This is a genomic window from Mesorhizobium sp. M0983 (genome assembly GCF_040318975.1).
GTDB lineage: Bacteria > Pseudomonadota > Alphaproteobacteria > Rhizobiales > Rhizobiaceae > Mesorhizobium.
On the sequence record NZ_JAMYNH010000006.1, the window covers coordinates 174,997 to 193,776 of the forward strand.

Consider the following 18,780-nt stretch of genomic DNA (forward strand, 5'->3'; position numbering starts at 1 on the left):
AATGGTGCCTCAGAACATGCCCTTGATCGTCGCCCACCATCCCGTTTCCGGCTCATGGTGCGGGCGCTCGACATTGTTGGTGAGCGCATTGACGAAGGTGACGAGATTGACCGCAGCGAAATTCAGGCCATGGAAATTCGCCCGCCAGCGGCCCTCCTTGTCGATCACATGGGTGACGGTGCCGTGCATCTGATAACCATCGTCCGTCAGTGTGAACTTGTGGCCGAAGGCCTCCGCCAGTCTGCGGGTCGCATCCTCCGGCTGATCCGCCGTCGTGGTCAGGAACAGCCAATTGACGGGATCGAGCCCGTGCGTCTGCCCGTAGCTGCGCAGCACGTCCGGCGTGTCCCTGGCGGGGTCGGTGGTGATGGTCACAAAGCTGACCTGGCCTCTCATCGGCGTGCCGTTCACCATTTTCTGGACCTCGGCGATCTTCTCGGCATGCAGGGGGCATACATCCGGGCACGATGTGTAGATGAAGTGGAGGACGACCACCTTGCCGCGCAGATCTGCCGTTCGCACGACACGCCCATCGGCGGTGCGCAGCGTGAATTCAGGCGCCGGCTTGTCGATCGTTTGGAAATATTTCTCGTCGCCCTCAAGCATGGTGTCGATTTCGTCGAGCGAGTGGGCTTGCGCCCGATACGAAAACCCCACGGTCAGCGCCGCAATGGCAATGGCGCCCAGCAGCAAACATCTCCACTCGTTCAAAGCCGATGCAAGGCAGTGAGCCTTCAACCCGGACATATCTGTTCCTTTCTCACTCGGCAGCGATGCGGCTGCCGATGAAGTCGACCATGTCGGGCGCGTCCCATTCGGCCGGCCCAATCAGCCGGCCGATCTCCTTGCCGTCGCGATTGATCAGCAGGGTTGCCGGAAGGCCGACGGAGCCGATGGCGAACATGGCCTTGCCCGAGGCATCGATGTTGAGGGCGAGGTGCTTGATGCCGATCTCGGCAAAGAACTTCTTCACAACCTCCGGACCGGCACGGTCCATGGACAGCGCGACGACCTCGAAATCCGGACCGCCCAGTTTGGCCTGCAGACGATCGAGCGTCGGCATCTCCTTGCGGCAAGGCGCGCACCATGTCGCCCAGAGATTGAGCAGCACGACCTTGCCGCGGAAATCCGCAAGCGTTTTCGGCTTGCCATTGCCATCCTCGAAGCTGATTTCCGGTACGGGGACGGGCGCCTCGTGAACGACAAAGTTCTGCGGCGGCTCGGCGGCTGATACCGGCAGCGAAAATGCCAGCAGCATGCCAATCAGGACCATGGCCAGTTTGCTCACAATAGCCTCACTCTGTCGCGTAGACGGTGGGCGCCTTGCCGTCCTTGGTGAAGGCGTAGACGACGAAGGGGCCTTGCTTCTCACCACCCATGCCTGGAGCGCCCGTCGGCATGCCGGCCAGCGTTATGCCGGTGATGGCAGGGCGTTCGGTCAAAAGCTTCTTGACGATTTCGACCGGCACCAGGCCATCGACGACATAGCCGTCGACCATCAGCGTGTGGCAGCCTTCGAGGTCGGCCGGCACGCCGGCATCGCTGCTGATCTGAGAGAGATTGTTGACCGGCTTGATGTCGACCTTGAAGCCGTTGTGCTCGAGATAGTTGGCGTAGGATTCGCAGCAGCTGCATTGCGGGTTCTTGTACATGACGGCGTTGATCGTGGCGGCAAAGGCAGGCAGCGGCGTTGCGATCAGCAGGGACAGTGCGGCTAGGCGGTAGGTCAGTTTCATTGCAGTTCTCCTTGGTTGGACAAAACTTTCAGGTCACGCGGAACACTGTCATCAGGCCGGCCATCTGGTGATCGGCGACATGGCAGTGCAGCATCCAGTCACCGGGATTGTCGGCAACGAAGGCGCATTCGATCGTGTCCTTGGGGGCGAGCAGCACCGTGTCCTGCCATTGCCGGTGCGGTACTGGCGAGCCGTTGCGCGAAAGCACCGACAGGCTGAAGCCGTGGACGTGCATGGGATGCCACCACGCGGTTTCGTTGCGCATGGTGAGACGGCAGGTGGCGCCGCGTTCCAGCGTGAACTGTGGCGCCATGCCCGCGTGGCCGTCGCCGGTCATCGACATGCCGTTGATTGCCCAGGCGGCGGCGCCGCTCATGCCGGGCATCGCCATGCCCATCATGCCGCCGACGCCGGCCAGCTTGCCGCCGCCCATCATGCCGCCCTGCAGGACGATTTCATGCCGTTCGGCCTTGGCCAGGTCGGGGGCCGGCAGCGGATTGGCCGGCAGACGAAGCGGCGCATCGAGAGGATGGTCGCGCAGCGGCGCGCCGGCGTCGTAGGCGAGCGTGGTCAGGGAGTAGGCAAGGCCGTCGTAGAACTCATCGATCACCGCGTAGCGCTTGCCCGGGTCGCCCTGCATGTCGAGCACGACATCGATGCGCATGGCAGGCGCCAGCACCAGGCGTCCGCCCTCCGGCTCATGCGGGTCGCAGGGCTGGCCGTCGATGGCGACGATGACCGGACGGTGGACTTCGAAACGCAAAGCCATGATGCGAGCGAGTGACGCATTGGCCAGCCGCAACCTGACGCGCTCGCCGGCCTTCACGGTCAGGTCGGCCGGCGGTGCACCGTTGACGGTGACGACATTGCCGACGCGGCCCGACATCGCTGCATCCATCATGTTGCCGAAGCCGGCAGCGATTTGCCCATCCTTGGTGAGCCGCCAGTCCTGCAGCAGCCATAGAAGCTCGCGGTCGACCGCGACCGGTTCGGCTTCCTCGACGATCAGTGCGCCTGCAAGGCCACGGCCAAGCTGAACCAGGCTGTCGGCATGCGGATGGTACCAGAAGGTGCCGGCATCGGGCGGGGTGAACTCGTACACGAAATTTTCGCCCGGCCTGATCGGCGGTTGGGTCAATCCCGGCACGCCGTCCATCGCGTTCGGCAGCCGGATGCCGTGCCAGTGAACCGTGGTGTCCTCGCCCAGTCCGTTCTCAACGATGATGCGAGCGGGCCGCCCCTGGCGTAAGCGCAGTGTCGGGCCGGGGACCGTGCCATCATAGGCCCATACCGGAGTGCGCGGACCATCGGGGCCGGTGAGCCGTGCCTGGCCTGGCGCCACCCTGATCCGGTGTTCGCCGGTAGCCAGCGCCAGTGCAGGGCGGATCGGCACGGAGGCGGCAATGCTCGCTGCCGCAAACAGGAATTTGCGGCGCGTTATGAACGGACTTGAAACGGAATTCACCCTTGTGACCCCTGCGGTAACCGACGGCGAACGTCGCGACGTCGATTGGATTGCTGCCGCGCCCGCTGCGCATTGTGCGCAGCCGGACGATCAAACGCCGCCAATCAGCCGCGGAAACGGCAGAAACGGCGTCAGACGAGAGCGCTGGGTCTTGGAGGGAATGGCTCGGGCAACAGACTTCGCCCGTGCAGGAACGCGGCGGGAAGCGCCGGCGGCAGCTCTGCCCGCAGCAGTCCCGTCACGGGGAGAGCTTCCGGCAGCACCGCCAGAACCGGTGCGACGCAGGTCGGCGCACATTGCATCGGTTTGTCGTTGTCGGCCGAGCTCTTGAGGCAAGCGCTGCAGTCGCCGCCCTTGGCATCGGCCATCTTGGCCATGTCGGCGTCGGTGGTGCCGGCATCTGCGGCCATGGTCATGCGGCTGTCGATCGCCATCCTGGCCGACATGACGGCAGCCTGAGCGGCGGACAGGCTGAACCCGGCGATCACGAGGACCGCGAGCAGCATAGTCAGGAGGTGTTTTGGTGACAGACGTGCCATGTTCGGCCTAGGCTGGCCTCAAATAGCGGTTTTTGCAAGCCCCTGCGAGATCGAGACCATCGAGAGCCGGGGCGGCCAGCAATAACATCAACACCATCACATCGGGACAGACCATGCAGCAAGCCATTACGTCGGACGGCCTTCGCCGGGTGGTGCTTGTCGTCGCGCTGCTGAACCTCGGTTATTTCGGCATTGAATTCGCCGTGGCGCTGGCGATCGGCTCGGTGTCGCTGTTCGCCGACAGCGTCGATTTCCTGGAAGATGCCTCGGTCAACCTCCTGATACTGCTCGCCATGGGATGGTCGCTGCGTGCCCGCTCGCGGGTCGGCATGGCGCTGGCACTTATCCTTTTGGTGCCGGGCCTGGCGACGCTGTGGACCGCGTGGGAAAAGTTCAACATGCCGGTGCCGCCGCAGCCAACGGCCCTGACGCTGGCGGGGTTGGGCGCCTTGGCGGTCAACCTGTCATGCGCCTACATGCTGGCGCGCTACCGCCACCACAGCGGCAGTCTTACCAGGGCGGCATTCCTCTCGGCCCGCAACGACGCCGTCGCCAACATCGCGATCATACTGGCCGGACTGGTGACCGCCTTCCTATGGCGCTCGGCATGGCCGGATCTGATCGTCGGGCTGGGAATTGCGGCACTGAATGCAGACGCGGCGCGCGAGGTCTGGGAGGCTGCCCGGGAAGAGCACCGAGCCGTTTCGTGAAGCCAAACGCTCAGCGCGCTGCCGGATTGCTAATCCGCCAATGCAGGGCGCATACCGGCCGGCAGTGATCCAGAAACTTGCGTGATCTCTAATATAAACGCACACTTGCAAAGCGGACCGAGAGAGAAACCGCCACGAACATCATCAAAAAGGCCCGCGTCCCGGACGAGGACGCGGGCCGGTTTTCGTTGGCATGCGCTAGGCAGGTATCAAGACGGCGATGCGGTGGATGCCGACCACCTTGCTGGTGTTGGCTGCCGCCTCGGTCTTGCCCTTGGAGCAGGTATACATGTCACCTTCCTTGAGCTTGAATTGCTTGTCGGCTTTCTTGATCGTGAATTCACCGGCGGCAATGGTACATACCATGTCGTTGTCCATTACCATTGCGGGAGCGGCTGCTCCCGGCTGAAAGACCACATCGACAATTGAGATGCTCTTGTAGGCGGGGATATCGGAATTGCCGGTGCCGACCTCAACTACCCTGACGCCGGGGGCTATTTCCCTGCCTTCCTTCGGGCCGTATTTCTTGGCCTTTGCAGCTGCCGCCAGCGTGAACAAAGGCGTTACCGCGGCCGCCGTCACGCCGAGCGCAATTGCAGACCTGCGATTTATGGTTTTCATCGCGTCCTCCCATTATGTTGGCCGCGCACCAATGTGCATGGCCACTCTATGTTAGCACATTTGCAGATAACTGCAGAACGCCGTTTCGGAGGGTCCATGAGCGAACCGCCGCTCGGTCGAATGCGACCGAAAAACAGACAATTCCATGCTATGCTGACGAGCCATAAAACGGACGGCGGGGGATAGCAATGTTGGAAACGGACAAGGTGTTCGCTGGCTCGATTCCGGAAAACTACGACCGCTATATGGTGCCGTTGATTTTCGAGCCGTTCGCCGCAGATCTTGCACGACGGGCCGCGTCCTTGTCGCCCAGGGCCGTTCTGGAAACCGCCGCGGGCACCGGTGTTGTGACCCGCGCATTGGCGCCAAAACTGTCCTCCGGTGCAAGCTATGTCGTAACCGACCTCAACCAGCCGATGCTCGACTACGCCGCTTCGCGGCAAGCTCCCGACGATCGCATCGAATGGCGCCAGGCCGATGCTCTGGCGCTGCCGTTTGAAAATGCGGCCTTCGATCTCGTTTGTTGTCAGTTCGGTGCGATGTTCTTTCCCAACCGCTCATCTGCCTACCGCGAAGCCCGGCGAGTTCTGAAGCCTGGCGGACATTTCCTATTCAGCGTATGGGATCGCATCGAGGAGAATGTATTTGCCGACGATGTGACGAATGCTCTGGCGCGGATTTTTCCGAACGATCCGCCGCGCTTTCTGGCCCGCACGCCGCATGGCTACCACGATACGGCACTGATCCGCCGCGAACTGGAGGACGCAGGTTTTTCCGGTGTGGTGATCGAGACGAGGGCCGAACAAAGCCGTGCCTCCTCGCCGCGCCTTCCGGCCGTTGCTTATTGCCAGGGCACTCTCCTTCGCAACGAAATCGAGGCCAGGGAGGCGGGAAAACTGGATGCTGCAACCGACTACGCCGCAGCCGCGATTGCAGACAGGCATGGCAGCGGCGGGGTTGCTGCCAAAATCCAGGCTCACATAATCATGGCTGTGGTCTGAACGGTTCATCGTTTTCCGGGCGGAAAACCGTTTCACACTTTTCCTGGAATTTGCTTGAGGTGCTGGATATTCCGTTCCAGCGCTGAGCAGCAAACGTCTTGCCGCTATCCTGAATTCCCGGACGTTAATCGTTCATTCGCCCGAGTGGCAGGTCGACAAGTGGCAGGTCGATAATCGCCAGTTCGACCGATCGCCGGGGCTTGATGGCGGCGGCTGCCGGCGGCGCGATTCTGGTCGGCCTGGCTTCACTTTGGCAGCCGTCGCCGACTCCGCCCAGCAAGGTCTAGTCATTTCGCTTTCTTGACTCGGCCGACAAAAACGGGCAGCAAAGTCATCATTGGAGGGCAGTTTTGCCAACTATGCAGGTTTTGGAGGGCGTTTTTCGGTGTGACCGTCGCCCAATCGGCGGTCGGTAGAGGGATTGGTTAACCAACTTTGTCCATCTTTTGAATCAATCGGCAACAGACGCGAAGTGTGCTGGGGGCACCAGGCGAACTGTGAATGTCACGGCTGCGAAATCCGCTAGCCGGCAACGGCCGATTGAGAGTGGTTGAATGGCGTTTGTAAGTGCGAAAACCCGGGGTGACAGTCCTGCAACTGGATTGACTTCGATGAGGCCCGGCCTGCGCTGGGTCGCGGTTCCGGCCGTCGGCGCAGCCATTGCTTTATGGTCGGTGGCGACCTTGGCCGGCCTTTATTCGATGGGAACCTCGCTCACCGCCGCTTCCAACGGTCTCCCGCAAAGCCTGCTCGCGCCGCGCACCATCGCGCTCGCCGATCCTCGCCGCAGCCTTGCAAAGGCGCAGGCCCCGACATGGGCCGCGGCAAACGCAGCGCTGTCGGCCCAGTTGCTGCAGCACGGATGCGATGCCAACTGCCTGCGGTCGGCGTCGAACTTCGTTCACCAGGGAAAATCGGCGCGTCTCAAGCGCAATACCGTGCCGCTTGTCGCCGATGCATCGCGGCAATCCAGCTTCGACGACGTGGTGGCCAAAGCCGCGCTGTCGCCGCAAAAGCTTGCCGCTGCCTTTGCCCGTGCCTCCTCCGGCTCACCCGTCATGCTCGCCAGCCTGCCGGCCGATGCCCGGTTCGCCGAGCCGGTACGCATACCCGACCCGAATGGCCCGCCATCGGTGCGCTTCGGGCCGGCGGTGGCGGAGATCGAACGCTCGTCGCGCCTGGCGCTGGCGCTGGCGAATACGTTGCCGGAGCAGATGATCGACGTGCTCCCGGCAGCCGTCATGGCAAGCGAGCCCGCGGCTTCACAAGAGCCGCAAGAACCTGAGGTCCAGTTGGCCTCGCTGCCGCCGCAGGACGACATGCCCGACAGCATTCCGCTGCCGACGCTGCGTCCGCGGGCGGTCATCGATCAGCCGGCGCCCCAGACTCAAGCCTCGAAAGACCGGGCGCCGAAAGACCGGACGCCAAAGGATCAGGCAGCAAAAACGGAGCCGCCCCAGGCATCCAAGGCCCAGGCATCGAAGACCCAGGCATCCAGGGCGAGCAAGGTCCAGACGGCCGATGCTCCGCCGGTCGAGACGCAACCCGGCAGCCTGTCGCCTCGCAATTCGTCACAAGCGGCAGTGCCGGCCGTGTCGGGCAAGCCGGGCAAACGGTCGAAGACGCAGGGCGGCGACATGCTGGCCTATGCCAAGCCCGACATGCCTTCCGGCGGACTCGGCGGGGCCTTCAGGAACCTGTTCACCACGCCTGGCATGGGCAGCGGCGTGGCCGTCTACGACATCTCGGCCAAGACCGTCTATATGCCCGACGGCTCGCGGCTGGAGGCACATTCGGGATACGGTTCGATGGTCGACCAGCCGCGCTACGTTCACAAGAAGAATGTCGGTCCGACGCCGCCCGACACCTACAATCTGACGCTGCGGGAATCGCGCTTCCACGGCGTCGAGGCACTGCGTCTCACCCCTGCCAGCGGCAGCAACAAATATGGCCGCGACGGCCTGCTCGCCCACACCTACATGCTGCGCGGCGGCCGCGCCGAATCCAATGGCTGCGTCGTCTTCAAGGACTATGCCCGCTTCCTCGCCGCCTACAAGAAAGGCAAGATCAAGCGCCTTGTCGTGGTGCCGCGGCTGTCGAAGCCGCTGACACGCGTCGCCCAAGAGGGCCGCGGCGCTTAGGTTATTCGCAGGCAGCGCAAACATGTGAGATGTCGGCGGGAACAGCGCCGGCATCGCTGGTTTTGCCGCGTGGACTTTCCCGCCCGATTTCCAACAGATTGTCAGCAGCCGGCCGCGAAACGGTTTTCATTCCCGGCCGGGGATATTATGACTGACCGGTCGGGCGGCTCCAGCTTCAAACAATCAAGAGGACATCATGACAATACGCGCTGTCGTTTGGGGCGAGAATATCCATGAGCGGACCAATGAGGTGGTCGCCGGCATCTATCCCGCGGGCATGCACGCGACGATTGCCAATGCGCTGAAGCTCGACCCGGAGATTTCGGTGTCGTGGGCAACCCTGGAGCAGCCGGAGCATGGGCTGCCGGCCGACCGTCTGGCCGAGACCGATGTCTTGCTGTGGTGGGGGCACAAGGACCATGGCGCCGTCGCCGACAAAGTGGTCGAGCGTGTGGCGCGCCGCGTCTGGGAGGGCATGGGGCTGATCGTTCTCCATTCCGGCCATTTCTCGAAGATTTTCAAGAAGCTGATGGGCACGCCCTGCACGCTGAAATGGCGCGAGGCGGGCGAGCGCGAGCGGCTTTGGGTGACCACCCCCAACCACCCGATCGCAGCCGGGATCGGCGAGTATTTCGAGCTCGAGAACGAGGAGATGTATGGCGAGCAGTTCGCCGTGCCGGAGCCGCTCGAGACCGTGTTCATCTCGTGGTTCCAGGGCGGCGAAGTGTTCCGGTCGGGGCTGACCTATCGCCGCGGCGCCGGCAACATCTTCTATTTCAGGCCCGGCCACGAGACCTATCCGACCTATCACGACGCCACCGTCCACAAGGTGCTGCGCAATGCGGTGAGATGGGCGCACAACCCGCTCGGCTCCAATCCGGCCATCCTCGATGCGCCGAACGTGCCGGCGGAAAAGGCGCTCGAGCCGATCGTCGAGCGCGGCGGAAAACTTCATTCCGCCGGCGAAGCCGGCTTTCGCTAGACCACAAATCCATGGTCGAACAAGAAGATAAAGCCCTGTCCTAAGGATAAGAATCATGCGCCTCTTGATACTCGGCACCGGTTGGATGGCGGAGGAGCACGCCAGGCAGTTCGGCAAGATCGAGGGCGTCGAACTGATCGGCGCCGTCGATCTCGACCGTACGCGTGTCGACAAGTTTTCGGACATCTACGGTATCCCCAACCGGTTCGCGTCGCTGGACGAGGCGCTGGCATGGGGCAAGTTCGACGCGGTGGCGAACGTGACGCCGGATCGCATCCACCATCCGACCACCATGATGCTGATCGCGGCAGGCAAGCCGGTGCTGTGCGAGAAACCGCTGGCCGAAAACTTCGAGAAGGCCAGTGAGATGGCCGATGCCGCCGAGCGGGCCGGCATCATCAACATGGTCAACCTGACCTATCGCAACGTCGCGCCGCTGCAGAGAGCGCGCGCCATGGTGCTGGCCGGCGAGATCGGCACGGTCAGGCATGTCGAGGCGTCCTATCTGCAGAGCTGGCTGGTGTCCAAGTTCTGGGGCGACTGGCGCACCGATCCGAAATGGCTGTGGCGGCTGTCGCGCGGCCATGGCTCCAATGGCGTGTTGGGCGACGTCGGCATCCACATCCTCGATTTCGCCAGCTATGGCGCGGCGCTCGATATCGACCATGTGTTCTGCCGGCTGAGATCCTTCGACAAGGCGCCCGGCAACCGCATCGGCGAGTACGGGCTCGACGCCAATGACAGTTTCACGATGTCGCTGGATTTCAGCAATGGCGCCTTCGGCGTCGTCCATGCCAGCCGCTGGGCGACCGGCCATTTGAACGAACTCCGTCTGCGCATCTACGGCGACAAGGGCGGCATCGAAGTCGTGCACAATCTGACCGGCTCAGAGCTGAAAGCCTGCATCGGCGAAGACGTCGAGAACGCCAAATGGCAAGTTCTGGACACCGGAACGGTGCAGACCAACTACCAGCGCTTCGTCGATGCAGTGCGCAACGGTGTCCAGGCCGAACCGTCGTTCCGGCATGCTGCCGAATTGCAGAAGGTCCTCGACCTCGCCGTCGTCTCGGATGAGAAGCGGGCTGAATTGAGCACGCACGCGGATGCGCAATAGGCCTGGGTTCCTCGCGGCGGGGCGGGGGCGGTCAGGGTCAAAACAAAACCGAGTTTGCATCTCCGCCATTCACGGCAGGAAGTCACGGCTCTGAAAGCAGAGTTCATTGTCTTGGAGAGAGGCCATCGAGCAGGAAGCCGAGGCCTTTCCGGAAAGCACCATCCCAATCGTTATCCAACAGCAGACGAGAGCGTTCGATCGTCGGATAGCGTTCGCTGAGCCCTGTAAGGCGCTGCTGCGTGTCGGCTCTGCCGTCGTCCGAGAGGTCGAAGTTCGCCCGGCTGATGGTGGCGCCCATCACATAGTTCCACAGCGACCATATCGCGACGTTCAAATCTGCGTCCGCCACACCGGCCCTGGACAAGGTCTTGCTCAGCAGTTCAAGGCGACTGAGGATGTTCGCGCCGAGCGCCCGGCGCGGCAACAGCGATGCCGACCAAGGATGGCGCAGCATGCTGGCGCGCCAGTCTTCGAGCATATGGACGACTTCTCCGCGCCAGTCTCGAGGTTCAACCAGTTGCGGCGGTCCGCCATATTCGAGCACCGAATCGAGCGCCAGATCAAAGACATCCTCTTTGTTGTCGACGTGCCAATATAGGCTCATCACGCCCGAGCCGAGGCGATCGGCCAGCCGACGCATCGTCAATCCGTCGACCCCTTGAGCGTCCAGCAGTTCTACCGCGGTCGCCACGATACGTTCCCGCGAGAGAGGCGGTTCACTGCGCGGCTTCTGCACGGGCTGGAGCGACCCGCTTGTCCGCTGAGACCGCGTGCTCCGGGCGCCGCTACGTTTGGCTGCCATCCGTCTTCCTCGCTGTTCGGGCCGTCGATTTTGACCGGCAACGCGACGAATGTCGATCCTGAACGATTGACTCGTACGACGTACCATGCGACTGGCTCGTGCGGCGTACGAGTCGATCGCCGATATCAATCATGCCGGCCGCGAGGGTGTCTTGCTCGCAGTCGGCAGAGCCAAGAGAAAATCATGCCACGCGCCAAGCGCCTGCTTATCGGAGGGTTAATCGTGATGACCATGGGCGTTTCCACTGCCACAGCGAATGATCTCAAGCTGACCATCGTCAATCCACAAAACCTCTATGACCCATCGCCGAATGGCTACAGCACGGCGGTGATCACGCCCCGCGGAGCCCGGCTGGCCTACATCTCCGGACAGGGCGGCCAGGACAGCACGGGAGCCTTGTCGCCCGACTTCGCTGTCCAGGTTGCGCAGGCCTACGCAAATTTGCGCACCGCCCTCGATGCGCTCGGTGCCAGGCCGGATCAGGTCGCCAAGCTCACGGTCTTTGTGGTCGATCACGATATGTCCAAGCTTGGGGTCTTGACCAGGAACGTCAAGGAGATGTTCGGCGAGGCGCTGCCGGCGCAGACTCTAATTCCCGTTCCCAAGCTTGCAATCGACCCGATGCTCTTCGAGGTGGAGGCCGTGGTCGTGCTTGACTAGGGGCGCGGCTATAGCTCCGATCGCCCAAATCGAGTGGGTCGAGCGCGCCGCTAGCCGCGCGCTCGCCATCACGAAAGCCGAGCAACAGGGCTTCGCTTGTTGCGTCTGCGGCGACAAGGGTGGCATCGAAGTCGTGCACAATCGGGTCGCACCACGCATTCGTCATCCCAGGGTCTGCGCCGCGTCGCTTCGCTCCTTGCTCCACCCCCGGGACGAAGTCATCATGGCTGAGGCCATTGCGGATGTCGGAGATCGGCGGAGCGTTTCCTGCTCCCACCCAACATAGCCTCACCTGGAGATGAAATGATGGAAACCAGCGTAAGGAAGCTATTCGAGAGATATGAGCGCTTTTTCAACCAGTCCCTCGGCGGCGACATGGACATGGATGAAGTCGCATCGCTGTATGCTTCGGACTTCATAGCGGCTTCGCCCGCCGGGGTCATGACTGGAAAGAACGATGGGCAACTCAAGCAGGTCATGGCGCAAGGCTATGCGCACTATCGCGCGATAGGTACGAAGGAAATGCGGATACGCAACCTCAGGCTCTCGCCGATAGACGAACATCATTGCGTGGCCCATGTCGCCTGGACGGCAACCTATGCCCGCAGGGATCAATCGAAGGTGGCGATAGATTTTGACGTCCACTACCTCGTGCAGAAATTGGACGCGGAGCCGAAGGTTTTCGGCTGGATATCAGGCGACGAGCAGGCGCTGTTGAGAAAGCACGGCATCGTCTGAGGTCCGCTTTGTCCTAATGCCCTCCTAATGCCGCAGGATCTTGCTCAGGAAAGAGCGGCTGCGGTCGGTCTTCGGGTTGGAGAAGAACTCGTCCGGGGTGCCGCTCTCGACGATGGCGCCGGCGTCCATGAACACGACGCGCTGGGCGACCTTGCGGGCAAAGCCCATCCCGTGCGTCACCACCATCATGGTCATGCCTTCCTCGGCGAAGACGTCGAGAACGCTAAATGGCAAGTTCTGGACGCCGGAACGGTGCCCACCAACTACCAGCGCTTCATCGATGCAGTCCGCAACGGCGTCCAGGCCGAACCGTCGTTCCGGCATGCTGCCGAATTGCAGAAGGTCCTCGACCTCGCCGTCGTCTCGGATGAGAAGAGGGCCGAATTGAGCACCCACGCCGATATGCAATAGGTTTGGCTTCCTCGCCCCCGCCAAGCGGGGGGAGATGTGGCCGCAAAGCGGCCGGAGAGGGGTCTTTGGCAGCGAGGGCCTTCGCAAGAACGAAATGTCTTTAATGTCGGGACAAGGTCGCACGCAATGACATGGTCAGCGCAATTTCCCCTCTCCGTCTCGGCGACCCGAGTGGTTTGTGAAACTCGCTAGCCGCGAGCGAGACTGAACTAACTCGGAAGGTCAGTTGACTCTTCGCCGCAACGGCCCATCGTTGATTGTTGGCCTGCCTTTCCGACCAACTTTTGAACAGGGAGGAAACAATGGAAGCCGTCAATCGTAGATCCACACTTGCACTCGGTCTTACACTGGCCGCAACGCCTCTGATCGCTTGGGGGACACCAGCAGCCGCCCAGACTTACGGCCCCGATGAGGGCAAAGAGGTCTCACCCGGCGTCAGAGTTGTAGCGCTTGGCGAGCGCAAGTCGGTCATACCAGCCTATGCAACGGTGAAGCTGCGCGATGTTGTCATTCAGCCCGGAGCGAAGACGGCTGACAACATGATGAAGAACGACATGCTCTGCCACATGACTGAGGGAGAACTTTCGGTCGTTCACAACAAACAAAAGTTCACAGTCAAGAAGGGCGATGTTTGGGCCTGCGCTAATGGCGCTACGACAGAAGGCACCCAGAACACGAGCAGTGCGGTCGCGATCATGCGGGTCATCGATTTGATGCCCGCATAAGGGAAGCGGCTGGTGGAAGTGCGGCAATGGCCGCCCTAAGAGGAAGCCCGGCGCGCATCTGTCGTATTAGGGAACGTCCAGCGAAGGGCCGCTTTCCATCCATCTCGGCCATCGACGACAGCCAACTGAGTTGAGTTTGAACCCTAATGCCGCAGGATCTTGCTCAGGAAGGCGCGGCTGCGGTCGGTCTTTGGGTTGGAGAAGAACTCGTCCGGGGTGCCGCTCTCGACAATGGCGCCGGCGTCCATGAACACGACGCGCTGGGCGACCTTGCGGGCAAAGCCCATCTCGTGCGTCACCACCATCATCGTCATGCCTTCCTCGGCGACCGCAACCATGACGTCGAGCACTTCTGAGATCATCTCGGGATCGAGCGCCGAGGTCGGCTCGTCGAACAGCATGATCTTGGGGCGCATGCCGAGGCAGCGCGCGATCGCCACGCGCTGCTGCTGGCCGCCTGAGAGCTGCGCCGGATAGGCATCGACCTTGTCGGCGAGGCCGACCTTGGCGAGCAGCTCGCGCCCGGCCTTCTCGGCCTCAGTCCGCGGGATCTTGCGGACATGGATCGGCGCCAGGGTGACGTTCTCGAGCGCCGTCTTGTGCGGATAGAGGTTGAACGACTGGAAGACGAAGCCGATCTCGGTACGCAGTCGCGTCATGTTGGTGGCGGGGTCGCCGAGGCGCTGGCCGTCGACCGTCAGGTCGCCGTCGCGGATCGTCTCCAGCCCGTTGATGCAGCGGATCAAGGTGCTCTTGCCCGAGCCGCTCGGGCCGCAGACGACGACCACTTCGCGCGGCTCGACGCTCAGCGTAATATCCTTCAGCACGTTGAGCTGGCCGAACCATTTGTTGACGCCGCGAAATTCGATCATGCCGGCACCATTCTTGCTGCTGAGGTTCGTCATAGCTGCACCTCGCCATGGGCTGCGCCCATGCGCTGTTCCAGCCGTCGGGCCAGCATGATCAGGGGGTAGCAGACGATGAAATAACCGACGCCGACGAGGAAGAAGACGAGCAGGCCGTTCGGCACACGCTGCACCACCAGCCACCCGACGCGGGTGAGATCGGTGAGCCCGATGGCCGAAACGACCGAGGAATCCTTGATCAGCAGCACATATTGCCCGACCAGCGGCGGCAGCACGATGCGCATCGCTTGCGGCAGCACCACCTGGCGCATGCGCTGCCAGCGCGACAGGCCGGACGCCAGCGCCGCCTCGACCTGGCCGGTCGGCACCGAGCGGATGCCGGCGACGACGATCTCGCAGATGAAGCAGGCGGCCAGATTGGTCAGCGCGATGATGCCGGCGGTGAAGGCGTCGAGCTCGATGCCGAGTTCCGGCAGGATGAAGAAGATCAGGAAAATCTGCACCAGGAACGGAGTGCCGCGGATCAGGTCGACCCAGCCGCCGATCGCGCTGCTGATCAGCCGGTTGCCGCCTGTGCGCAGGATGCCGAGGCCGAAGCCGAGCAAGGTGCCCAGCACCAGGCTGATCAACGACAGCACCACGGTCATGCCGAGGCCGCGCAAGGCGAGGGGATAGCTGCCGGCGATGCTTTGCAGTTGCTGCCAGATCATGTCCGTGCCCCCGCCAGGCCGAGCCAGCGCCCGGAGAGTGCCGCCAGTCCCTTCAGCCCGTAATAGAGCAGCAGGTAGAAGGCGGCGATGGTGATAAAACCTTCGGCCGGCATGAAGCGGTCGGAAGCGAGCAATTGTCCGGCGCGCGTCAGTTCGGCGACCGAGATCAGCGACAACAGCGCGGAATCCTTGACCAGCACGATCGCCTGGCCGAGCAGCGGCGGGATCGTCACCTTAAACGCCTGCGGCAGGATGACGAGGCGCATGCGCTGGACATAGGTCATGCCCGAAGCGACGCCGGCCTCCACCTGGCCGCGCGGGATCGACAGGATGCCGGCGCGGATGATCTCGGCGACATAGGCGCCGCTGTTCAGCGACAGGGCCAGGATGCCGACGACGAGCTCGGGCAGGACGAAGCCGAGCCGCGGCAGGCCGAAATAGAGGAAATAAAGCTGCGCCAGCAGCGGCGTGGCGCGCACTGCATCGATATAGGCCTTGGCCGGGGCGCGGAACAGCCGGCCGCGCTGCAGGTTCATCGCGGCGAGTACGATGCCGACGGCGAGCGCGCCGGCAAAGGAGAGGACAGACAGCCACACGGTCGTGACGAGGCCCTGCCCGAACAGGGGCAGATATTCGACGATGGTGCGGAAGCTGAAGTTTTCGAGCATGGTGAGGCGGTGACTGGTGACTGGTGAATGGCGAGTAGCGAGTAGCGAGTAGCGAGTAGCGAGTAGCGTTCCCTACTCCCTACTCCCTACTCCCTACTCCCTATTCCCTCTACTCAGTGATCCTTCTTCCAGGCGTCGGAATTGACCCAGTAATCGAGGTTCTTCTGCAGGCGGCCGTCGAGGCTGACCTGGTCGAGGAACAGGTTCATCCAGGTCAGCAGGTCCTGCTCGTCATAGCGCGTGGCGAAGGCCAGTGGCTCCTTCGACAGCATGTCCGGCATGATGATGAAGCTGCCGGCCGGATAAGCGGTTGACTGGCCCTTGACCGCCGAGACGTCGTTGACGCCGCAATCGGCCTGGCCGTTGTTGACGGCGTCGAGCAGCAGCGGGCCGCCGCCCTTGTAGCTCTTGATGTCGGCATCGGGGAAGGCGGCCTTGGCTTCCTTCTCGCCGGTGGCGCCGAGCAGCACCGCGATCTTGGTGCCCTTGGCCTTGCAGTCCTCGGTGGACTTGAAGGCGGTCCCAGCCTTGGTGAAGACGGTGCTGCCCGTGTACATGTAAGGCTTGGTGAAGGCGACCTTCATGCCACGCGCCAGTGTCGGCGTCATGTCGGCAACCAGAAGATCGGCCTTGCCCGACAGCAGCGCCGGGATCAGGCCGTCCCAGTCGAAGTCGAGGAAGGTGATCTTGACGCCCATTTCCTTGGCCATCAGTTCGGCGAGTTCGACCGAACTGCCGGTGCGTTCGCCGGCGGCGCCGACCAGCGAGAAGGGCGGTCCCTGCGTCTGCACGGCGACGCGCAACTCACCGCGCTTGGTAATCTCGTCGAGCGTTCCGGCACTGGCGGCAGCGGTGAGGCCGGCGAGCGCAAGTCCGGCGATGAAAAGCTTGGCAATCTTCATTTGGGCATTCCTCCTTGTTGTCGTTTGTTGTTCCACTTGTTGTTTCACCCCATCGGGGCGCCTTTTGAGCGGCGGCGCCGTTGCCGGCGGCAACCACCGTTCGAAAATCTTCAATCCCAGCTCACCGTTTCGGCGACCTTGATGCCGCGCCTGGCCAGCTCGTCGAGGAAGCGGCCATCGGGCACATGCAGCAGCGGGTTGAGCAGGCCGGGCGTGGCGATCTCGCGCCGTGCCAGCATCTGCGCCACGATACTGGCGGGATAGCCGACGCCAAGGCTCATGCCGAACAGGCCGGAGGCGAGGTCGCGTTCGATGACCAGCTCCGAGGTCACCGTCTTGCGGCGGCCGCCTTCGCTGCCGACAAAGACGTTGCGCATCACGCAAAGGTCCTTTTCGTCGGCGCCGTATTGCAGTTGCGGACCGAGCAGCCGGCCGAGGAATTCGCGTGGGCTGACGCCGGTGCCGGGTACCTTGTCCTCGGACAGGAGGCCAAGCTGCTTCAGCGGCGCCCAGAACGCCGACCAGCCGGGCCAGCGCAGCGAATAGCGGCCGGAGCGCTGCAGCCCCTTGGCGGCGGCGAGCATGCCGGCATAATGCGGCGCGTCACCATTGGGGAAGGCCTCGAGCCTGCCCAGCCCGGCGATCTCGATATCGTGGATGAAACGATTGTCGTGCTGGCGGGCGGCCGGCACATCGACCCGGTTGCCGTCCTCGACCAGCACGCTGTCGCGGTTCTGGCTGACCAGAACCATGTCGAAATTCCAGCTCACCTTGTAGCGGAGCGGCTCGACCACCGCCTTCGGTTCGGGAATGCCGCCGCAATAGGAATCGATCGCGGTGATGGTGTCGAACTGGCTTGCGGCGCGCGCGTAGAGCACAAGGTCGATGCCGGGGTCGAGCCCGCATTCGGTGACGATCGAGACGCCGGCCTTTTCGGCCTCGGGAGCGAGATCGGCGATGGCCTTGCCGTAATTGGTGGTGACCAGCGGCGTGCGCGTCGCGATCGCCGCCTGCACCGCCTCGCGCATCAGCGGCTGCGGCAACAGGTCGATGACCGCGTCGACGTCCTTCATCACATCGGCCAGCACCGGACCGATCGCGCCCTCCGGCACGACAAAACGCACCCGGGCAAGGTCGGTCAGGCCGCCAAGCCGCGCCGCGCCGTCGGTTGCGGTGTCGAGGCAGACCACTTGCTCGACGCCGTCGCTGGCAACGAGATCGGCGATCGCCGCCCGGCCTTGCAGGCCGAGGCCGCCGAGAACCGCGATCTTCATGCCATTTCCTTTCGCGTCTCGTCCGACCAGCAGCCTTCAGGCAGGCTGACCCATTTGTTGCAGGACGCCATGACGACGAAGGTCTCGCTGCGCACGACTTCGCCCGGCTCACCGGCGCCGGGGATCAGCTCGCTGGTGACGCGGTAGAGATCGGCGACATCGCCGGCCACCGTTACGTCGACGATGATGTCGAAGCGTCCGGTGACGACGGCGGCCGAGTTCACGAAAGGCAGTTCGGAGATGCGCTGCGCCAGTTCACGCGCCCGGCCGCGCCCTTGCGCGTTGATGCCGACGATGGCCGAGATCAGCTCGGGGCGTTCGGTCAGGTTAAGCAGTCCGACGATCTTGAGCAGGTTGCGGTCGAGCAGGTTGCGCAGCCGCATGCGCACCGTCGGCACCGAGATCGCCATCTTCTCCGCGAGGCGGTTGACGCCAAGCTGCGCATCCTGCGACAGCAGCTTGACCAGTCGCCGGTCGGTCTGATCGAGATGTTCCCGCAAACGCTCAGGCTTTCATAAAAGGAAATAAACGGTCGGATTTTCTTTCTGATATGAAAATACCTTATGAGAGATTTTTAACAACGGCAAGAGCCACGTCATCCGCGGTGCCCCTGTGCCTGTCGGCAGTTTCGTCGCAGATGCCACATTTTGTTCTTGCTTTGTGCCGGCAGCTATGCTACTAATTTGGGTATGGTGCTAATCGCGCCGCCGACCCG

21 protein-coding genes and 2 pseudogenes are annotated in these 18,780 nt (G+C 62.9%); 9 read left to right on the plus strand and 14 right to left on the minus strand.

Annotated features, from left to right (window positions below):
• Positions 1 to 9 precede the first annotated feature (9 nt).
• The 5 genes from NKH71_RS13895 to NKH71_RS13915 all read right to left on the minus strand — a co-directional run bounded on the left by NKH71_RS13895 (position 10) and on the right by NKH71_RS13915 (position 3,707).
• Positions 10 to 693, minus strand: a complete 684-nt coding sequence (locus NKH71_RS13895) for an SCO family protein (RefSeq protein WP_023720630.1) — start codon at positions 691 to 693, stop codon at positions 10 to 12.
• A 67-nt stretch (positions 694 to 760) separates the two neighbouring features.
• Positions 761 to 1,288: a TlpA disulfide reductase family protein gene (locus NKH71_RS13900; protein WP_352494452.1), complete on the minus strand. Its 528-nt coding sequence runs from the start codon at positions 1,286 to 1,288 to the stop codon at positions 761 to 763.
• A 7-nt stretch (positions 1,289 to 1,295) separates the two neighbouring features.
• Positions 1,296 to 1,736, minus strand: a complete 441-nt coding sequence (locus NKH71_RS13905) for a DUF411 domain-containing protein (RefSeq protein ID WP_023720628.1) — start codon at positions 1,734 to 1,736, stop codon at positions 1,296 to 1,298.
• A 28-nt stretch (positions 1,737 to 1,764) separates the two neighbouring features.
• Positions 1,765 to 3,201 (minus strand): multicopper oxidase family protein, encoded by a 1,437-nt coding sequence (locus NKH71_RS13910; RefSeq protein ID WP_352494451.1) that lies wholly within the window; start codon positions 3,199 to 3,201, stop codon positions 1,765 to 1,767.
• 131 nt (positions 3,202 to 3,332) lie between these two features.
• A complete protein-coding gene (locus NKH71_RS13915) occupies positions 3,333 to 3,707 on the minus strand; it encodes a hypothetical protein (RefSeq protein WP_023720626.1) in 375 nt (124 codons plus the stop codon).
• A 146-nt stretch (positions 3,708 to 3,853) separates the two neighbouring features.
• Here NKH71_RS13915 and NKH71_RS13920 point away from each other — a divergent pair, with 146 nt between their 5' ends.
• Complete coding sequence (locus NKH71_RS13920) at positions 3,854 to 4,450, plus strand: cation efflux transmembrane domain-containing protein (protein ID WP_023720625.1); 597 nt, start codon at positions 3,854 to 3,856, stop codon at positions 4,448 to 4,450.
• Between the two features lie 198 nt (positions 4,451 to 4,648).
• Here NKH71_RS13920 and NKH71_RS13925 read toward each other — a convergent pair whose 3' ends face one another.
• Positions 4,649 to 5,071, minus strand: a complete 423-nt coding sequence (locus tag NKH71_RS13925) for a hypothetical protein (protein ID WP_023720624.1) — start codon at positions 5,069 to 5,071, stop codon at positions 4,649 to 4,651.
• A gap of 188 nt (positions 5,072 to 5,259) precedes the next feature.
• Here NKH71_RS13925 and NKH71_RS13930 point away from each other — a divergent pair, with 188 nt between their 5' ends.
• The 4 genes from NKH71_RS13930 (at position 5,260) to NKH71_RS13945 (ending at position 10,309) form a co-directional block, all read left to right on the plus strand.
• Positions 5,260 to 6,072 carry a class I SAM-dependent methyltransferase gene (locus tag NKH71_RS13930; RefSeq protein WP_031194473.1) on the plus strand — a complete coding sequence of 271 codons (813 nt, stop codon included), beginning with the start codon at positions 5,260 to 5,262 and terminating at the stop codon, positions 6,070 to 6,072.
• 611 nt (positions 6,073 to 6,683) lie between these two features.
• Complete coding sequence (locus NKH71_RS13935; protein ID WP_023720621.1) at positions 6,684 to 8,213, plus strand: DUF2778 domain-containing protein; 1,530 nt, start codon at positions 6,684 to 6,686, stop codon at positions 8,211 to 8,213.
• 196 nt (positions 8,214 to 8,409) lie between these two features.
• Positions 8,410 to 9,195 (plus strand): ThuA domain-containing protein, encoded by a 786-nt coding sequence (locus NKH71_RS13940; protein ID WP_352788121.1) that lies wholly within the window; start codon positions 8,410 to 8,412, stop codon positions 9,193 to 9,195.
• Positions 9,196 to 9,250: 55 nt separating this feature from the next.
• Positions 9,251 to 10,309 (plus strand): Gfo/Idh/MocA family protein, encoded by a 1,059-nt coding sequence (locus tag NKH71_RS13945; protein ID WP_352589575.1) that lies wholly within the window; start codon positions 9,251 to 9,253, stop codon positions 10,307 to 10,309.
• Positions 10,310 to 10,412: 103 nt separating this feature from the next.
• On the opposite strand, the gene NKH71_RS13950 is transcribed toward NKH71_RS13945, so the two are convergent.
• Positions 10,413 to 11,111, minus strand: coding sequence for a TetR/AcrR family transcriptional regulator (locus NKH71_RS13950; protein WP_352548881.1), 699 nt, complete (start codon positions 11,109 to 11,111; stop codon positions 10,413 to 10,415).
• Between the two features lie 183 nt (positions 11,112 to 11,294).
• Between NKH71_RS13950 and NKH71_RS13955 the strand changes: the two genes are divergently transcribed.
• Positions 11,295 to 11,771 carry a RidA family protein gene (locus tag NKH71_RS13955; RefSeq protein WP_352494445.1) on the plus strand — a complete coding sequence of 159 codons (477 nt, stop codon included), beginning with the start codon at positions 11,295 to 11,297 and terminating at the stop codon, positions 11,769 to 11,771.
• A gap of 306 nt (positions 11,772 to 12,077) precedes the next feature.
• Positions 12,078 to 12,509 carry a DUF6841 family protein gene (locus tag NKH71_RS13960; RefSeq protein WP_352788226.1) on the plus strand — a complete coding sequence of 144 codons (432 nt, stop codon included), beginning with the start codon at positions 12,078 to 12,080 and terminating at the stop codon, positions 12,507 to 12,509.
• Between the two features lie 24 nt (positions 12,510 to 12,533).
• Here NKH71_RS13960 and NKH71_RS13965 read toward each other — a convergent pair.
• Positions 12,534 to 12,731: pseudogene (locus NKH71_RS13965) on the minus strand (polar amino acid ABC transporter ATP-binding protein); the annotation flags it as partial.
• On the opposite strand from NKH71_RS13965, the pseudogene NKH71_RS13970 reads away from it, so the two are divergent.
• Positions 12,705 to 12,920 (plus strand): annotated as a pseudogene (locus NKH71_RS13970) (Gfo/Idh/MocA family protein); the annotation flags it as partial. The pseudogenes NKH71_RS13965 and NKH71_RS13970 sit on opposite strands and share 27 nt — an antisense overlap.
• Before the next feature lie 302 nt (positions 12,921 to 13,222).
• Positions 13,223 to 13,645, plus strand: coding sequence for a hypothetical protein (locus NKH71_RS13975; RefSeq protein WP_023720612.1), 423 nt, complete (start codon positions 13,223 to 13,225; stop codon positions 13,643 to 13,645).
• A 143-nt stretch (positions 13,646 to 13,788) separates the two neighbouring features.
• Here the strand turns inward: NKH71_RS13975 and NKH71_RS13980 are convergent, their stop codons facing one another.
• The 6 genes from NKH71_RS13980 to NKH71_RS14005 form a co-directional block, all read right to left on the minus strand.
• Positions 13,789 to 14,517 (minus strand): amino acid ABC transporter ATP-binding protein, encoded by a 729-nt coding sequence (locus NKH71_RS13980; RefSeq protein ID WP_031194468.1) that lies wholly within the window; start codon positions 14,515 to 14,517, stop codon positions 13,789 to 13,791.
• A 29-nt stretch (positions 14,518 to 14,546) separates the two neighbouring features.
• Positions 14,547 to 15,221, minus strand: coding sequence for an amino acid ABC transporter permease (locus tag NKH71_RS13985; RefSeq protein WP_023720610.1), 675 nt, complete (start codon positions 15,219 to 15,221; stop codon positions 14,547 to 14,549).
• Positions 15,218 to 15,889 (minus strand): amino acid ABC transporter permease, encoded by a 672-nt coding sequence (locus tag NKH71_RS13990; protein WP_352494443.1) that lies wholly within the window; start codon positions 15,887 to 15,889, stop codon positions 15,218 to 15,220. Before NKH71_RS13990 ends, NKH71_RS13985 begins: the two co-directional genes overlap by 4 nt.
• A 113-nt stretch (positions 15,890 to 16,002) precedes the next feature.
• Positions 16,003 to 16,791 carry an ABC transporter substrate-binding protein gene (locus NKH71_RS13995; RefSeq protein ID WP_023720608.1) on the minus strand — a complete coding sequence of 263 codons (789 nt, stop codon included), beginning with the start codon at positions 16,789 to 16,791 and terminating at the stop codon, positions 16,003 to 16,005.
• A 110-nt stretch (positions 16,792 to 16,901) separates the two neighbouring features.
• Positions 16,902 to 18,065 carry a saccharopine dehydrogenase family protein gene (locus NKH71_RS14000; RefSeq protein WP_352641020.1) on the minus strand — a complete coding sequence of 388 codons (1,164 nt, stop codon included), beginning with the start codon at positions 18,063 to 18,065 and terminating at the stop codon, positions 16,902 to 16,904.
• Positions 18,062 to 18,565: an Lrp/AsnC family transcriptional regulator gene (locus NKH71_RS14005; RefSeq protein WP_023677254.1), complete on the minus strand. Its 504-nt coding sequence runs from the start codon at positions 18,563 to 18,565 to the stop codon at positions 18,062 to 18,064. Before NKH71_RS14005 ends, NKH71_RS14000 begins: the two co-directional genes overlap by 4 nt.
• Between the last annotated feature and the right edge of the window lie 215 nt (positions 18,566 to 18,780).

Bases quoted from the DNA above. Each gene is read 5' to 3' on its own strand.
- NKH71_RS13905 (WP_023720628.1), bottom strand. From the start codon at position 1,736: ATGAAACTGACCTACCGCCTAGCCGCACTGTCCCTGCTGATCGCAACG.
- NKH71_RS13915 (WP_023720626.1), bottom strand. From the start codon at position 3,707: ATGCTGCTCGCGGTCCTCGTGATCGCCGGGTTCAGCCTGTCCGCCGCT.
- NKH71_RS13920 (WP_023720625.1), top strand. From the start codon at position 3,854: ATGCAGCAAGCCATTACGTCGGACGGCCTTCGCCGGGTGGTGCTTGTC.
- NKH71_RS13925 (WP_023720624.1), bottom strand. From the start codon at position 5,071: ATGAAAACCATAAATCGCAGGTCTGCAATTGCGCTCGGCGTGACGGCG.
- NKH71_RS13930 (WP_031194473.1), top strand. From the start codon at position 5,260: ATGTTGGAAACGGACAAGGTGTTCGCTGGCTCGATTCCGGAAAACTAC.
- NKH71_RS13935 (WP_023720621.1), top strand. From the start codon at position 6,684: ATGAGGCCCGGCCTGCGCTGGGTCGCGGTTCCGGCCGTCGGCGCAGCC.
- NKH71_RS13940 (WP_352788121.1), top strand. From the start codon at position 8,410: ATGACAATACGCGCTGTCGTTTGGGGCGAGAATATCCATGAGCGGACC.
- NKH71_RS13945 (WP_352589575.1), top strand. From the start codon at position 9,251: ATGCGCCTCTTGATACTCGGCACCGGTTGGATGGCGGAGGAGCACGCC.
- NKH71_RS13950 (WP_352548881.1), bottom strand. From the start codon at position 11,111: ATGGCAGCCAAACGTAGCGGCGCCCGGAGCACGCGGTCTCAGCGGACA.
- NKH71_RS13955 (WP_352494445.1), top strand. From the start codon at position 11,295: ATGCCACGCGCCAAGCGCCTGCTTATCGGAGGGTTAATCGTGATGACC.
- NKH71_RS13960 (WP_352788226.1), top strand. From the start codon at position 12,078: ATGGAAACCAGCGTAAGGAAGCTATTCGAGAGATATGAGCGCTTTTTC.
- NKH71_RS13975 (WP_023720612.1), top strand. From the start codon at position 13,223: ATGGAAGCCGTCAATCGTAGATCCACACTTGCACTCGGTCTTACACTG.
- NKH71_RS13980 (WP_031194468.1), bottom strand. From the start codon at position 14,517: ATGATCGAATTTCGCGGCGTCAACAAATGGTTCGGCCAGCTCAACGTG.
- NKH71_RS13985 (WP_023720610.1), bottom strand. From the start codon at position 15,221: ATGATCTGGCAGCAACTGCAAAGCATCGCCGGCAGCTATCCCCTCGCC.
- NKH71_RS13990 (WP_352494443.1), bottom strand. From the start codon at position 15,889: ATGCTCGAAAACTTCAGCTTCCGCACCATCGTCGAATATCTGCCCCTG.
- NKH71_RS13995 (WP_023720608.1), bottom strand. From the start codon at position 16,791: ATGAAGATTGCCAAGCTTTTCATCGCCGGACTTGCGCTCGCCGGCCTC.
- NKH71_RS14000 (WP_352641020.1), bottom strand. From the start codon at position 18,065: ATGAAGATCGCGGTTCTCGGCGGCCTCGGCCTGCAAGGCCGGGCGGCG.